The organism is Bacteroides sp. HF-4919 (genome assembly GCF_018860125.1).
Genome location: NZ_JAHKNF010000001.1, coordinates 528,713 through 543,575 on the forward strand (window position 1 = coordinate 528,713; position 14,863 = coordinate 543,575).

Sequence of the window (14,863 nt, forward strand, 5' to 3'; positions counted from 1 at the left end):
CTATTTTTTAAAGATCATTCACTCTTCATTATCTGTTTATACTGAGTATAAAGCCGTTCTCGTTTAAGCATTTCCCTTTTCCGATTACGGGATGCGGTAAAGAAAAGCTCCTGCTTCTCTCCTATCGTCAAACCTCTATGCTCCCGACTGTCTGTGAAAGTATTCGATTGATAGGGCTCCGGTATGATGATTACTTCAGACGAGGGAAATGAATCAACAGACATCGTTTCCGCTATCCATATCGCCAAGAGCAAAGTTGCAGCAATGCCCGAACACCAGGCAACAAGATTCGGTCTGCGCTTGGCCGGACTTCTGAAAGAAGCCGCCTTGACAGCACGCATAATATCTTCGGTCAATGCCTCCGGATTTTCCAGAATGGGGGGTGTCTTTTTTAACTGTCCCAACCACCTTTCATAATTAATTTCTTCCTTTTTCATCTTTCTTTATTTATTTCATTCAACTTCTTACGGATACTCTTCCGGGCGAGATAGAGGTTTGTTTTGATCTGGATCGATGTGAGTCCGGTAATAATCTCGACCTCTTTGATTTCCAACTCTTCTATATCGCGCAATGTAAATACCAGCTTCTGCTTAGGAGTCAGTTGTTGCATAAAGTACAGGATATGTGCTTTCAACTCCCGGTTGACTAACACTGCTTCGACGTTATCATCGGAAAGAATGGGCAACTCGGAGAACGCAATATCGGAAAGCGCTCCGGCCGGCGAGTGTTGTAAAACCCGCAAACGATCATAACAAATATTACACGCAACCCTGTAAAGCCAGGTCGCAAAGCGAAATTCAGGACGGTATTTGTCCAACGAAAGCCAGACACGCAGGAAAGTCTCCTGTACCATATCCCGCGCTTCCTCTTCATTACACAACAAGCGGAATGCCAGGCGAAAAACAAAAGTCTGATACTCTGCCACAAGCAAAGCAAATGCACTTGCATCTTGCTTCCTGCTCCTTTCTACTAATGCCTGTATTTCCTTTTGTTCCATAAGCCACGGTATATGTTGTTTATATATGATACGTAATAAATGGAGAAAGGTAAAATAACGATGAATGATAAACTATGAACGATGAACAACAGTAAACGATAAATAAAGTGAATGCGAACAAAAAAAACGATGAACAGGTTGCGCATGAATGGGCACCTGTTCATCGTTAATCGTTCATCGTCCAAAACCGTACATCATTACTTGTACATCTTGGCTCTCAGCTCTTTGATGTGATCGGAAGTAATGTATTCGTCGTATTCCATCATCTTATCGATAATACCGTTCGGAGTCAGCTCAATCACGCGATTGGCAACGGTCTGAATAAATTCGTGGTCATGTGAAGAGAAAAGGATATTGCCTTTATAGGTTTTCAGGTTGTTGTTGAATGCCTGAATAGACTCCAAGTCGAGATGATTGGTCGGAGTATCGAGAATCAGACAGTTGGCATTGCGCAACTGCATACGGGCAATCATACAACGCATTTTCTCACCTCCCGAAAGTACACTCACTTTCTTCAGTACTTCTTCACCGGAGAAAAGCATACGTCCCAGGAAACCTTTCATATAAACTTCATTGCCCTCGCCGTATTGGCTCAACCAGTCGACCAGATTCAAATCAGTATTGAAATATTCGGTATTATCCAAAGGAAGATAAGCAGTTGTAATTGTTACCCCCCAGTTGAAATGTCCTGCATCAGGCTTCATATGACCGTTGATGATCTCAAAGAAAGCAGTCATCGCACGCGGATTACGGGAAATGAACACAATCTTGTCACCTTTCTCCACATTGAAGTTCACGTCGTTGAACAATACAACCCCTTCTTCGGTCTTCTTGCTCAAACCGGAAACTTCCAATATCTGATTGCCCGGCTCACGCTCCGGAGTAAAGATGATACCCGGATATTTACGGGAGGAGGGTTTGATTTCTTCAACATTCAACTTTTCGAGCATTTTCTTACGACTGGTAGTCTGCTTGCTCTTGGCAACATTGGCACTGAAACGGCGGATAAATTCTTCCAGTTCTTTCTTTTTCTCCTCAGCTTTGGCCTTCTGGTTCTGCTGCTGACGGAGGGCCAATTGACTGGATTCATACCAGAAACTGTAGTTACCGGCAAAAAGATTAATTTTTCCGTAATCGATATCGACCGTATGTGTACAGACAGAATCGAGGAAGTGACGGTCATGACTTACAACCAACACGGTATGTTCGAAATTAGAGAGATACTCTTCCAACCAGGTAACAGTCTCCATATCCAGGTCATTGGTAGGCTCGTCAAGCAACAGGTTATCCGGATTTCCGTATAATGCCTGTGCCAGCATCACACGCACTTTTTCCTTACCGCTCAATTCACCCATCAATGTATAATGTTTATCTTCTTTCACACCTAAACCGCTCAACAACATAGCTGCGTCACTTTCAGCATTCCATCCGTCAAGTTCGGCAAACTTCTCTTCCAGTTCGGAAACCTTCAGACCGTCTTCATCGGTAAAATCTTCTTTGGCATAAAGGGCTTCGCGCTGCTTCATAATGTCCCACAACACGGTGTGCCCCATCATTACGGTATCCATTACCGTATAAGCGTCCCACTTAAAGTGATCCTGGCTCAATACCGAAAGGCGTTCGCCCGGACCTAACGTAATGTTTCCGGTAGTCGGGTCGAGGTCACCGTATATCGTACGGAGAAAAGTTGACTTGCCGGCGCCATTGGCACCGATAATACCATAACAATTTCCACTTGTAAACTTCAGATTTACATCATTAAACAATACCCTTTTACCAAACTGTACCGAAACGTTTGAAACTGTAATCATTCTATTATTATTCCTTAATTTATTTATTATCAAATAATGCGGTGACAAAGGTAGACATTTTTAGTGAATAACGAACTATCAGTAATGTGTCAATCTGACATAAAAGTATTACCTTTGCTGCGTTTTTTGGCAAAACAAACAAACTGGCAAAGTTTTTGCTGCAAAGCCAATACATTAAAATGCCGTATTGACATGAAACTAAATCCGTTTAACAAGAATAAAAACAGAATAGATATGGACTCAAAAGAAAAAAAAACCAAGAAAGAAGAAGAGTTGACAGTAGACGATATTCAGGATACCGTTGAAGGACAGTCGCAAAACGAAGAAACCACTGAGGAAAGCACACCGCTGACCGCAGAGGAGAAATTAGAAAAAGAACTGGAAGAAGCCCATAGCCAGATCGAAGATCAGAAGGACAAATATCTCCGTCTTTCGGCTGAATTCGATAACTACCGTAAACGGACCATCAAAGAAAAAGCAGAGTTGATTCTGAACGGTGGTGAGAAGAGCATCAAAAGTATTCTGCCGGTAATCGACGACATGGAACGTGCACTGACAACTATGGAAACGGCTACGGACGTAGCTGCCGTAAAAGAGGGTGTTGAGTTGATATATAATAAGTTCCTGTCTATTCTGTCGCAGGATGGAGTGAAGGTTATCGAAACCAAAGACCAACCGTTGGATACGGATTATCACGAAGCCATCGCTGTGATCCCTGCTCCGACAGAAGAACAGAAAGGTAAAATACTGGATTGTGTACAGACCGGATATACCCTTAACGGCAAAGTAATCCGCCATGCAAAAGTAGTTGTGGGTGAATAACCGGAACACGACAAACTTGCTAATATAATTAAAATCAACGAAACTAAAATATGGCAGAAAAAAGAGATTATTACGAAGTGCTGGAAGTCACGAAAGAGGCAACAGTCGAAGAAATAAAGAAAGCATACCGGAAAAAAGCCATCCAATATCACCCGGACAAAAATCCGGGTGATAAGGAAGCAGAAGAAAAGTTTAAAGAAGCAGCCGAAGCGTATGACGTACTGAGTAATCCGGATAAACGTGCCCGCTACGACCAGTTTGGTCATGCAGGAATGAGTGGAGCAGCCGGAAACGGCGGACCGTTCGGAGGATTCGGTGGCGGAATGTCCATGGACGACATCTTCTCTATGTTCGGTGATATTTTCGGCGGCCATAGCGGCGGCGGATTCGGTGGTGGTTTCGGAGGCTTCGGCGGATTTGGAGGCGGAGGTTCTCAACAGAGAAAATTCCGTGGCTCAGACCTCCGGGTGAAGGTGAAGCTGAATTTGAAAGAGATCTCTACAGGAGTTGAAAAGAAATTCAAACTAAAAAAATATGTACCTTGTTCGCACTGTCACGGAACAGGGGCAGAAGGTAATGGCGGTTCTGAAACTTGTCCGACCTGTAAAGGTAGCGGTTCGGTAATCCGTAACCAGCAAACCATCTTAGGAACCATGCAGACACGTACTACGTGTCCTACTTGTAATGGCGAGGGAAAAATCATTAAAGACAAATGTAAGGTTTGTGGTGGAGAAGGTATCGAATACGGTGAGGAAGTAGTAACAGTAAAAATTCCCGCCGGAGTAGCAGAAGGCATGCAACTCTCTATGGGCGGCAAAGGAAATGCCGGAAAACATAACGGTATCCCGGGCGACCTATTGATTTTGGTGGAAGAAGAGCCACATCCGGAGCTGATTCGCGATGAAAACGATCTGGTATACAACTTATTGCTGAGTTTCCCTACAGCAGCTATCGGAAGTGCGGTAGAAATTCCAACCATCGACGGAAAAGTGAAGGTAAAAATCGAAGCAGGTACACAACCGGGAAAAGTGCTCCGACTCCGCGGTAAAGGGTTGCCAAGTGTAAACGGTTACGGCACAGGAGACCTGCTGGTTAACGTAAGTGTATATGTGCCGGAGACACTGAGTAAAGACGAAAAAAGTACTTTGGAAAAGCTGGAAGAATCGAAGAACTTCAAGCCAAGTACTTCAATTAAAGAAAAGATATTCAAGAAGTTCAGAAGTCTTTTCGACTAAGAAGTTTCACCGCCGATCACACTGATTTACACAGAGAATATCTCATAAAATTTGCCCGGGTATACATCGAAAGATGTAAGCCCGGGCAAATTTATATAAAACAGAATACCGGATAGTTGGATAGTATCCCGATGATTTATCAATCTGCCACCCTTTATTACATCCCGGCTTCAAAAAGACATAAAACATGCTGTTTGAAAAACGCCACATTTCTTTTTTGAGACACATCTGGGAGAAGGAAGTTCCCTCAAGGGGACTTTGCAAGCCGAAAAGCCGGGATTGAAGGCTTCGAAAGCCGGGATTTTGAGAGAATAGCGCCGGGCTTTCCGGAAAAAGAAGTAAGCATTTCCACAAAACGCTTACTTCTTTCGGGACAAATGCCTACTTCTTTCAGAAAAATCTCCCCATGTTTTTCCATATTACCCATATTCTTCACAGTCGAAAGCCGAAAAGTGACGAAAATTTCCCTGGTTGCTACTCCGAAACGAACAAAGCGAAAATGACAAATAAGCGGATATTCGGGATAATTACTGTCTATAGGTTCTGACTTTCACCGAAAGTAACGTGATTTTATCTACTTGTTTCTCCATTCAGATGACAGAAGTAAAATCACTGATTTCCTTGGGAGACGTTTTTAGCCACACTGTTTAAGAATGGGCCGAAAAAGAGCAATCCAGGAGAAGTTGAAATATCATTTTGGCAAAATGTCAGAAACCGTTTGTGTGTTTTGCAATTTTAATACCCCGGATTCTGTGTCAGATTGGGATTCATCAAACGGATTTTCTCCGGAATAGGAAATACTGTAGTATAGCCACTTTCCTCACCCGGAAGCCGGGGCCTGCTTGTATAAGCACGGGTATATTGGCGAAAACGAACCAAATCTTGCCTGCGCCAACCCTCCCAGGCAAACTCTAATTGACGTTCCGAAAGCAAACTTTCTAATGTAGCTGTCCGGAAAGGAGCATTCACACGGGCGCGAACAAGATTCAGTTCTACATCTCCATTTTCTCCGTTACGGACTTTGGCCTCACTCTTCATTAATAAAACATCGGCATAACGATAGAGTACAATATCATTTTCCATCAGTTTACCATCTTTTGTGGCGGTTTCATCAATCTCATACTTTTTCATCCGTGCGCCTGCGGTTTTTTCATAGGAGGTATTGGAGATATCGACATCCACCTTCCAAGGAAAATACTCCAGCAAAGTACCGTCATCGAGTGTGATGACCTTTCCCTTCAAATCGTAAACAACACCTGCAAAATAACATTTATCAAAACGGGGATCGACAGTTTGGGTATCATACCCAAAGGTTCGAAGTACTTCCACAGTAGCGCTTGAACCATTCTCTCCTCCCAATCCGTAGGCCTTGGCATGATTATAGTGACGGGAACGGAAAAGATATTGCATCTGGTTAGTATATAAAGTCTTACTCATTGGAATGGTAAAAATATTCTCGGCAGAAGATTCATTGTAAACAGCAAAGTTTGCTTCATAGTTATCTTCCAGACGATATCCCGCTGCAGTAATGGAATCGCAATATGCCTCCACCGTTTGCCAGGCATTGAGCCGGTTGCCATCTACTTCAAAATAGATGTCTCTTCCATCGGGATATTGTGTATCGGTCCAGTTATCATCCGCATATATCTCAGCATTCAAGACAAGTTTGGCAAGCAAGAAATGGACTACAGGACGGGTAATCCGCCCATAATAACTGCCGGAACGATTGCTATATGTTTGCGCCAATAAAGGGGCAGACTCCTGTAACTCCTTCACAATAAAATCAAAAACTTCTTTACGGTTGTTTTGTTTCACCTCTTTCAAAGGTATAGCAGATGAGAGAATTAGAGGAACACGTCCGAACAAATCCATTAAATGATAGTAATACAAAGCACGGAAAGCACGAACCTCTGCCCGGTAAGCAGGAAGTTCCGTGTCGTGATGAGTCTCCTGATAAGTATCGATTCGTTCAAGTGACTGATTGCAAAGACCTATAACCTTATATAAATATTCCCACGTAGCCTGAATAGCATCATTATCGACTCCCCAACGATGAAGAAAAAGCCCCTGCCAGAATCCTCCATCATACCAGTCACCTCCACGGGTAGGCATAATAGCCTCATCGGTGGTAAAGGTATTCAGATCGTAAATTCCCCTGCCGGTGCCCTGCAACCCCTGACTATCACTATAACCTCCTATGTTATTGTATAAGGAAGCCACTGCATTATAATACAAATCGGTGAGACTCTTGTAAGCATCCTCTTCGGGAATCTTGTCTTTAGGATTTTCATTCAGAAAGTCATCGCATGAAAACAGCAGACTAAACATCAGGATACAGACAAAGGAATATATATAGTGCCTTTTCATAATTAATCCTCCAAATTAAAAGTTAATACTCAAACCAAGCGTATAGGTACGTGCTAAAGGATATCCCCGTTTGTCATCCACTCCCAAAGTAGAATTAACGGTAGAACTGTTGATCATAGGTGACAGACCGGAATATCCGGTAATAGTAGCCAGATTATTGACAGTCAATGCGAGACGGAGGGACTGAATGTATTTTTTCCACTTCGACACCGGAACATTCCAGCCTATCGTAACATAATCGAAGTTTACATAATCGCCTTTCTCCAGCCAATAGTCCGTAGCGGTCTGGTCTTTGATATTACGTCCGGGAGCTTTCTTCATTACATTGTAATCAGGGAAAATATTCATATTCATGTAGGTCAGTGAAGTACCGTTATAGATTTTATGACCGAATGCCCCGTTTATCTGTACTGAGAGATCGAAACGTTTATAGCGAAAACTGATATTGGAGCCAAGTAAAGTCTTGGGTACCGCCTGACCTGCCACATAGCGGTCTTCTCCATCTTCAAGGCTCACCCCTCCACCGTTCAAATCGGCAATGTCATACGTATACCCACCATTTCCATCGGAAATAAGCCCTTTGCAATGAGGCAGGTAGAATACCCCTAAGGGTTGTCCTATCATCTGATACACAATATGATTATATCCACCATGAAATCCGGCTCCGTCCAGACTTGCCAGGCTTTTATACTCAGGTGCCGAAATATTCTCTCCACCATACATTCCACTTAATGAAAGCAATTTATTTTGCTGGAAAGTGACATTAACATTAATGTTCAATTCCATGTCGCGGGTCTTCAAAGGAGTGATGCCGACAGCAATCTCCGTACCGCTGTTGCGCATGGAACCTATATTTGCCAAAAGAGTGTTATAGGTAAAAGGCGGCACACTGACATTATAAAGATAAAGCATATCAGAGGTCTTGGAATTATAGTAGTTCAAAGAAAAGAGTAACCGGTTGCCAAACATACCAAGATCCGCACCTGCATTAAAAGTACGCTTTACTTCCCATTTCAAATCGGGATTGGTATTACGCATATTACCCAAAGTAACCACCTGTGAACTACCAACAGGAACAACTCCGTTAGGCTTTACCAGATTAAGCGTTGTATAAGAGTCGATGCCACTCTGATTGCCGGCCAGCCCGTAACCGATACGGAATTTCAGATTATCCACCAATGAAATACGCTTCATAAACTTCTCTTCACTGACAACCCAGGCAGCCGACACGGATGGAAAAAAGCCCCATTTATGATTGGCACCAAACTTGGAAGAAGCATCGGTACGGGCATTCACCGTAAGGATGTACCGATCGTCAAACGTATAATTGAAGCGACCGAGAAAAGATGCCAACCGCGGCTGTTCAAAATAAGAGTTCGTTCCTTCCCAAAGGCGAATGGCACCTGCCTGAAGGTTGTTATAACCAAACTGATCGGAATTGAAATTGGTCACAGTGGTGTAAAAACCGCTATAAGTCTCTTTTTGAAGTTCCGCCAGGGCCAGCACATCAAAATAATGTTTATTCCGGTTCTTTTTATAGGTCAACATCAGATTGCCAAGCAGTGATTCCATTTTCCGGGTACCTTTATATGCTTGTCCGTGTGCCCATACAGATGTAGGCAGATACTGGGAATTTTCAACAATATTATAAGTATAAGAACCAAAAAGAATCAGTTTAAGCTCGCGCAGTAAGTTAAAGGTCAGCCGGGCATGAGTACTGATATGTGAAGTCGCATCATGATCTTTCACTTCCATCCAGGCCAAAGGGTTAGTGATCTGGCTGGCATTGGTAATCTGATCCCAGGAACTGGTTTCCGGATTACGGTGATCGGGATATGTAGGATTAAAAGTTGCAGCCGAATAGAATGTTTTTTGAAGGTCAAACAAATTATGGTTCTTTTGGATAGAGCCAAACATACCTAACTCGCACACCAAGAAATCATCAAAAACATGCTGGGTCATGTTCATATTCGAAGTGAAGTTCTTCATATCCTCGTTCAATATAATGCCCTGACGATCCATAAAGCCCAACGAAACACGATAGCTTGAAGCATCCGTCCCACCATAAAATGCAACATGATGATTCTGTTGCAGACCTGTTTGCTCTATCTCCTTCAAAAAATTGGTTTCATTCCCTTTATCAAGTATTGAAATGCCCTGTTGCTGCGCCAGATTGCGAAACTCACTGCCGGAAAGCATCTCCAGATTTTTGTATACGGAGGATATGCCGAAACTACCGTTATAGCTGACTCTGGTTTTGCCCCGAATTCCTTTCTTGGTAGTGATCTCGATAACACCTGAAGCACCACGGGAACCATATTGTGCTGTCTCCGAAGCATCTTTCAAGATAGTAAAGCTTTCTATATCGGTAGGATATATAGAAGTCAACATACTGAGATCACCAAACACACCGTCAACAATAATCAGAGGGTCGTTACCACTGGTCAGTGAAGTGGTTCCCCGCAAACGTACGGCATCCAAAGCAGCCGGACCATTGGTTCCTTTTTCTATGGTGAGTCCGGGAACACGTCCACGGATAGCCTCCAGAGGATTGGTAATCTGATCTTTATTCATTCCTAACTCCGTAATTTTTTCCACCGAACCGGAAATATTCTTTTTATTCCCGGTGGCGTATCCTACAGTAATAAGAGAATCTGCCAGCCAAACAGGCTTATCCTGTGCTCGCAAAACAGAGCTGGTAAACATCAAAAATAAAGCTAAGACGAATGTTGGTATGTGAATGATTCGGTGTTGTTTCATACTATCATCATTTAAGGTTTGCATATAAAATATAACAAAAAAAGAGGGTATCTGGTTGCCCGGATCCCCTCCTTTCTTATCTTTATCTGAACGGATTATTTACTCTCGATCACCAATGTACCTTTTTTCAGGCCCTTCGCGGCAGCCTCGAGTGTAATCTTTCCTGCTTTCTCGGTAGATTGCACAATAGCTGTCATCATGCCACTGAACACTTTCATCTTCGGAGTCTGGAATGACTCGAGTGAAGCCGGATTACCATTGGCTCCTGCGCGATAAGTACCTGCCCCTTTCACCTTGAAGCTGATTTCATTGTCGGCCAACGGGCAAAGATTACCATCTTTATCAACCACCTTCACCGTTACAAACGAGAGGTCCTTACCATTAGCATCGATCACACTGCGGTCTGCCACCAACTCAATATGATCGGGCTTGCCGGCAGTATGAATTTCTTTTTCCGCAACGGCCTTACCATCCTTGTCATAAGCGACTACTTTCACGGTACCCGGTTCATACTTCGTATCCATCCACATCAGACGATAACGCTGCTGACGTTTGAAATTAGCGACAGAAGCAGAATCACCACTATTATGTACCGTAACCGAAAGGTCTTTTGTGCGTTTACCCTGGCTTTTACCATTGATAAACAACTCGGCCGAAGGATAATTGGTATATACAAATACAGGGGTCACTTCACCTTCACGTCCTTCCCAATTCCAGTGAGGCAGGATGTGCAAGGTTTCCGCATCTTTATTCCAGTGGCTGCGGTAGAGGTAATAACGGTCTTTCGGAAGTCCGGCAAGGTCGATAATCCCAAACAATGAAGAGTGACTGGGCCAATCAGTATAATACGGAGTAGGCTCACCTAAATAATCGAATCCGGTCCATACAAATTCACCAATGCAATAAGGCAGATCTTCATGCTGGATAAAATCATCTTCAGGAAGATTGGACCAACCACAGTGTTCTACATCATACGATGAAGACTGGTGGTCGTCATATTTCTGCATGGCACGACGTACCACCGGGAACTTGTAAACCCCACGTGAACTGACAGTAGAAGCAGTTTCGCTACCCAAAATAATCTGTTGCGGAAGTTTCTTGTAATTTTCCTGATATTTGTGAGGGCGGTAATTGAAACCGGCTACATCCATCACGGCAGCCATGTTGTTATTAACCACAGCATCAGGCGCATCCATACCCTGAGTAACGGGACGTGTAGGGTCTTCACGATGGCAGATGTCTTGCAGGAAACGTGAAAGTTTCGGTCCACGATCGCCGTTCCACTGATCCGGCACTTCATTACCGATACACCACATAACCACACTTGGATTGTTACGATACTGATGAATCAGATTCACCAGATCTTTTTCTGCCCATTCATCAAAAACTTTATGATAACCGTTCTGCACTTTGGCCGCTTTCCATTCATCGAATGATTCCGCCATAATCATCATACCCATCTCATCACAAGCCTTAATCAACTCAGGAGCGGGCATATTGTGTGAAGTACGGATGGCGTTACACCCCATATCCTTTAGGATACGGATCTGACGGCGAATACCGGCTTCATTGGCGATACCTCCCAACGGACCGAGGTCATGATGATTGCAAACACCCTTGAACATGGTTTTCTTTCCATTGAGGAAAAAGCCTTTGTTCGGAATGATCTCAATGGAACGGATACCGAACGGAGTAGTATATTCATCCTTCAAAGTGTTGCCTTCGTACACTTTTGAAACCGCATTGTAAAGGTTAGGAGTATCGGGGGTCCACAAAGCCGGAGCAGTAACAACAAAATCCTGTTCAAAAACATTGCCGTCGAACTGACTGCCCTGCTTCTCATTAGTTGCCACAACCTTACCATTCTTATCCTTCAATTCGGTGACAATACGGTATCCTTCAAATGTTTTGCCTGCAGGTATATCGAGTTTTGTCTTCAGATTGACTTTAGCAAATTCGTCCTTCACTACCGGAGTGGTCAACTGAGTACCCCAAGTAGGAATATGAGCATCTTCATTCACTACCAGATGTACATTGCGATACAATCCCGCACCGGGGTACCAGCGTGAAGATTCGTTTTCGTTTTCAAGACGGACAGCCAGTGTATTCTTTTCACCCGGCTTCAAATAAGGGGTGGCATCCACATAAAAACTATTGTAACCGTAAGGCCAGTAACCGGCCTCTTGTCCGTTGATATAGACATGAGCATGGCTCATAGCACCATCAAAAACCAAAGTAGCCTTCTTACCTTTACTGAATGAAGGAGCCTCAAAATCGAGACGATACCATCCTACACCTACAAAAGGAAGCCCACCGGTACGTCCGGCATGCTCCATCGCCTCTTTTTGTCCATCTTGCGAAATAGCCACATTCTGCTTATCGTTATTAATGCTGAATGGCCCGTAAATAGCCCAATCATGGGGTACCGTTACCGACTGCCACTTTGCATCATCATAAGTGGAATTACTGAAGTCCTTACTGTCTTCACGGGTAAACTTCCACCCTTTTTCAAAGGTTTGTTCCGTACGGACCTGTGCACATACCAACAGTGGCACAGCGAGCATCGAAGCAAATGCAATTTTGATTTTCTTGTTCATGATTGATCTGTTTTTATTTTAATATAAATTCCATCGTTCCGGCATGTACCAACTCATCATGGCTGATACGATAGCCTGCATGTTTCTTTCCATTCAACTTCACCTCTTTGATCAGATCGGCATCATTTCCGGGACGAACAGCCGTAATAACCAATTCTTTTTCTTTGTAATACTTCGGATCAAGCCGAATAGTCACTTTGTCGAAAGTAGGTGTAGTCAGTGTATAGTCGGGCATTCCCGGACAATCGGGATAGAGACCTATCATACTGAAAATGGCCCATGCCGACATGGTTCCGGTATCATCATTACCGGGAATACCATTAGGCTGGTCAGTGAAATATTCAGCAAGCAGCCGTTTCACCTGTTTCTGAGTACGCCACTCTTCTCCCTTGAAGTAGCTGAACAAATAAGGATAGGCAATATCCGGTTCATTAGCCGGATCGTATAGCCCCTCATCAAAGACTTTCTGCAATTTATCCACAAACTTCTTCTTACCTCCCATCAGACGGGTTAAACCTGCAATGTCATGGGGAACATAAAAAGTGTAGTTCCAGGAATTGCCTTCATGAAAACCGGGACTGGGAGCAAAATTGGCACCCTCCATCGGGTCGAACGGAGAGTAAAATGTTCCATCGGGTAAAATAGGACGCAATGTACCAAATTCTTTGCTGTAATAATGTTTATAGCCCAATGAACGGTCATAGAACAATTTTGCATCTTCTTTCTTTCCTAAAGCCTGAGCAAAACGAGACAAGGCATAATCGGCAATATAATATTCAAGTGCATGCGAAACAGAATTGTCATACTGCTCTGTCAAAGGTACATATCCTTTAGCAATGTAATCATCGATATCGGGACGCATCAGATTATCTTTACCCGGAGTCGTAGCGGACTTATACATGGCTTCATAAGCTGCCTGTACATCAAAGTCACGTAAGCCTTTCATCCAGGTATCTACGATAACGGGAATACTCGGATCACCCTCCATAGTAAGCGTTTCACGGCCGTAAAGTTCCCATTTGGGCAGCCAGCCGTGTTCTTTATACATATCGACCATCGTGCGAACCATGTCCAGTTGGCGATCAGGGAAAAGCAGGGTCATCAGCTGATGTACATTACGATAGGTATCCCAAAGAGAAAACACGGTATAACGATTTCCCTTCGTTGTAAGGATCTCACTGCCTTCCATAGCCGGATATTGTCCGTTCACATCCTGCAAAATATTCGGATGGATCAGCAAGTGATACATAGCGGTATAGAACACTGTCTTCTGCTCTTTCGTGCCACCTTCAACGAGGATACGCGAAAGATCGTCCTCCCACATGGAACGTGCTTCGGCACGAATCTGATCAAATCCTTTACCAGCCTGTTCCTTATCCAGATTAAGACGGGCATTGGCTATGCTGACAAAGGACACTCCCATGCTTACCTCGATGGTTTCGCCTTCTTCGGTATCGAAAGTAAACCATGTACCAATGTCATCGCCACTCATCTCCTTGGTATAAGCAGTATACAATTTATTCTTGCCGGACGTATTGTCCCACTGGGCTTCTACTGTCATCGGACGCATCTTTTTCCAATAGCCACGGGCACGAGGGATTTTATTGATACGCATTACAAAATAAATGGGAAACACAGCTTGCGGATTGTAGCAAAAAGTACCCAGCAGTTTAGTCCCCTCTATCTCACGCTCATTGACAAAACGGACGGTAGCTCCCGTTTCATTAGTCAACCCTTCGCCAAGATTCAGCAAAATATTACTTTCTCCTTTAGGAAAAGTGAAACGAGTGATTCCGGTACGTAAAGTGGCCGAAACCTCATTCTTGATTCCGTATTTAGTCAGGATATTCGAGTAATAACCGGGCGTGGCCTTTTCGTCTTTATAAGCACTTCCGTACTGTAAATAATCGACGTTCAGCTTTCCGGTTGTAGGCATCAACAGTAAAGAGCCCAACTCCGGACATCCCACTCCACTCAGATTGACGTGTGAAAATCCGGTAAAATAAGCATTGGTATGTTCATAAGGAGTAGACCACCATTGGCTGTCTTTATCTATTTTATTACCAACGGACTTTCCTCCCATCACATTGAAAGGGACAACCGACATCATGCCTTGCGGACAGATGGCTCCGGGATTCGTTGTTCCGTAATTCGTTGTTCCGATAAACGGGTTCACATAATCCACCGGACTCTCTTGCGCAGAAGCCACTGCTATGGACAGCCAAACGGCTGCAAGTGATACTAAATAAGGTAGTTTCTTCATTCTTTCAATAC

General features: G+C 43.7%; 9 protein-coding genes. 2 read left to right on the forward strand and 7 right to left on the reverse strand.

Annotated features, from left to right (window positions below):
• Positions 1-14: 14 nt before the first annotated feature.
• The 3 genes from KO473_RS02330 to KO473_RS02340 form a co-directional block, all read right to left on the reverse strand.
• The gene (locus tag KO473_RS02330) at positions 15-437 is read right to left on the reverse strand and encodes a hypothetical protein (RefSeq protein ID WP_022012131.1); all 423 of its coding nucleotides are present in this window, start codon (positions 435-437) and stop codon (positions 15-17) included.
• A complete protein-coding gene (locus tag KO473_RS02335; RefSeq protein WP_022012130.1) occupies positions 434-997 on the reverse strand; it encodes an RNA polymerase sigma factor in 564 nt (187 codons plus the stop codon). Before KO473_RS02335 ends, KO473_RS02330 begins: the two co-directional genes overlap by 4 nt.
• A 197-nt stretch (positions 998-1,194) precedes the next feature.
• A complete protein-coding gene (locus KO473_RS02340) occupies positions 1,195-2,808 on the reverse strand; it encodes an ABC-F family ATP-binding cassette domain-containing protein (RefSeq protein ID WP_005776533.1) in 1,614 nt (537 codons plus the stop codon).
• A 234-nt stretch (positions 2,809-3,042) separates the two neighbouring features.
• On the opposite strand from KO473_RS02340, the gene KO473_RS02345 reads away from it, so the two are divergent.
• On the forward strand, positions 3,043-3,630 hold the full coding sequence (locus tag KO473_RS02345) for a nucleotide exchange factor GrpE (protein ID WP_122130692.1): 588 nt from the start codon (positions 3,043-3,045) through the stop codon (positions 3,628-3,630).
• A gap of 50 nt (positions 3,631-3,680) precedes the next feature.
• On the forward strand, positions 3,681-4,865 hold the full coding sequence (gene dnaJ / locus KO473_RS02350) for a molecular chaperone DnaJ (protein ID WP_122130688.1): 1,185 nt from the start codon (positions 3,681-3,683) through the stop codon (positions 4,863-4,865).
• A gap of 735 nt (positions 4,866-5,600) precedes the next feature.
• Here dnaJ and KO473_RS02355 read toward each other — a convergent pair.
• The 4 genes from KO473_RS02355 to KO473_RS02370 form a co-directional block, all read right to left on the reverse strand.
• Complete coding sequence (locus KO473_RS02355) at positions 5,601-7,232, reverse strand: RagB/SusD family nutrient uptake outer membrane protein (RefSeq protein ID WP_032530392.1); 1,632 nt, start codon at positions 7,230-7,232, stop codon at positions 5,601-5,603.
• A 15-nt stretch (positions 7,233-7,247) separates the two neighbouring features.
• Complete coding sequence (locus KO473_RS02360; RefSeq protein WP_122130689.1) at positions 7,248-9,992, reverse strand: SusC/RagA family TonB-linked outer membrane protein; 2,745 nt, start codon at positions 9,990-9,992, stop codon at positions 7,248-7,250.
• Positions 9,993-10,087: 95 nt separating this feature from the next.
• Entirely contained in the window at positions 10,088-12,589 is a 2,502-nt protein-coding gene (galB, locus tag KO473_RS02365; protein ID WP_032530390.1) for a beta-galactosidase GalB, read from the reverse strand.
• A gap of 13 nt (positions 12,590-12,602) precedes the next feature.
• On the reverse strand, positions 12,603-14,852 hold the full coding sequence (locus tag KO473_RS02370) for a GH92 family glycosyl hydrolase (RefSeq protein WP_122130690.1): 2,250 nt from the start codon (positions 14,850-14,852) through the stop codon (positions 12,603-12,605).
• Between the last annotated feature and the right edge of the window lie 11 nt (positions 14,853-14,863).

Coding starts and splice junctions, on each gene's coding strand:
- KO473_RS02330 (WP_022012131.1), bottom strand. CDS start 437: ATGAAAAAGGAAGAAATTAATTATGAAAGGTGGTTGGGACAGTTAAAA.
- KO473_RS02335 (WP_022012130.1), bottom strand. CDS start 997: ATGGAACAAAAGGAAATACAGGCATTAGTAGAAAGGAGCAGGAAGCAA.
- KO473_RS02340 (WP_005776533.1), bottom strand. CDS start 2,808: ATGATTACAGTTTCAAACGTTTCGGTACAGTTTGGTAAAAGGGTATTG.
- KO473_RS02345 (WP_122130692.1), top strand. CDS start 3,043: ATGGACTCAAAAGAAAAAAAAACCAAGAAAGAAGAAGAGTTGACAGTA.
- dnaJ (WP_122130688.1), top strand. CDS start 3,681: ATGGCAGAAAAAAGAGATTATTACGAAGTGCTGGAAGTCACGAAAGAG.
- KO473_RS02355 (WP_032530392.1), bottom strand. CDS start 7,232: ATGAAAAGGCACTATATATATTCCTTTGTCTGTATCCTGATGTTTAGT.
- KO473_RS02360 (WP_122130689.1), bottom strand. CDS start 9,992: ATGAAACAACACCGAATCATTCACATACCAACATTCGTCTTAGCTTTA.
- galB (WP_032530390.1), bottom strand. CDS start 12,589: ATGAACAAGAAAATCAAAATTGCATTTGCTTCGATGCTCGCTGTGCCA.
- KO473_RS02370 (WP_122130690.1), bottom strand. CDS start 14,852: ATGAAGAAACTACCTTATTTAGTATCACTTGCAGCCGTTTGGCTGTCC.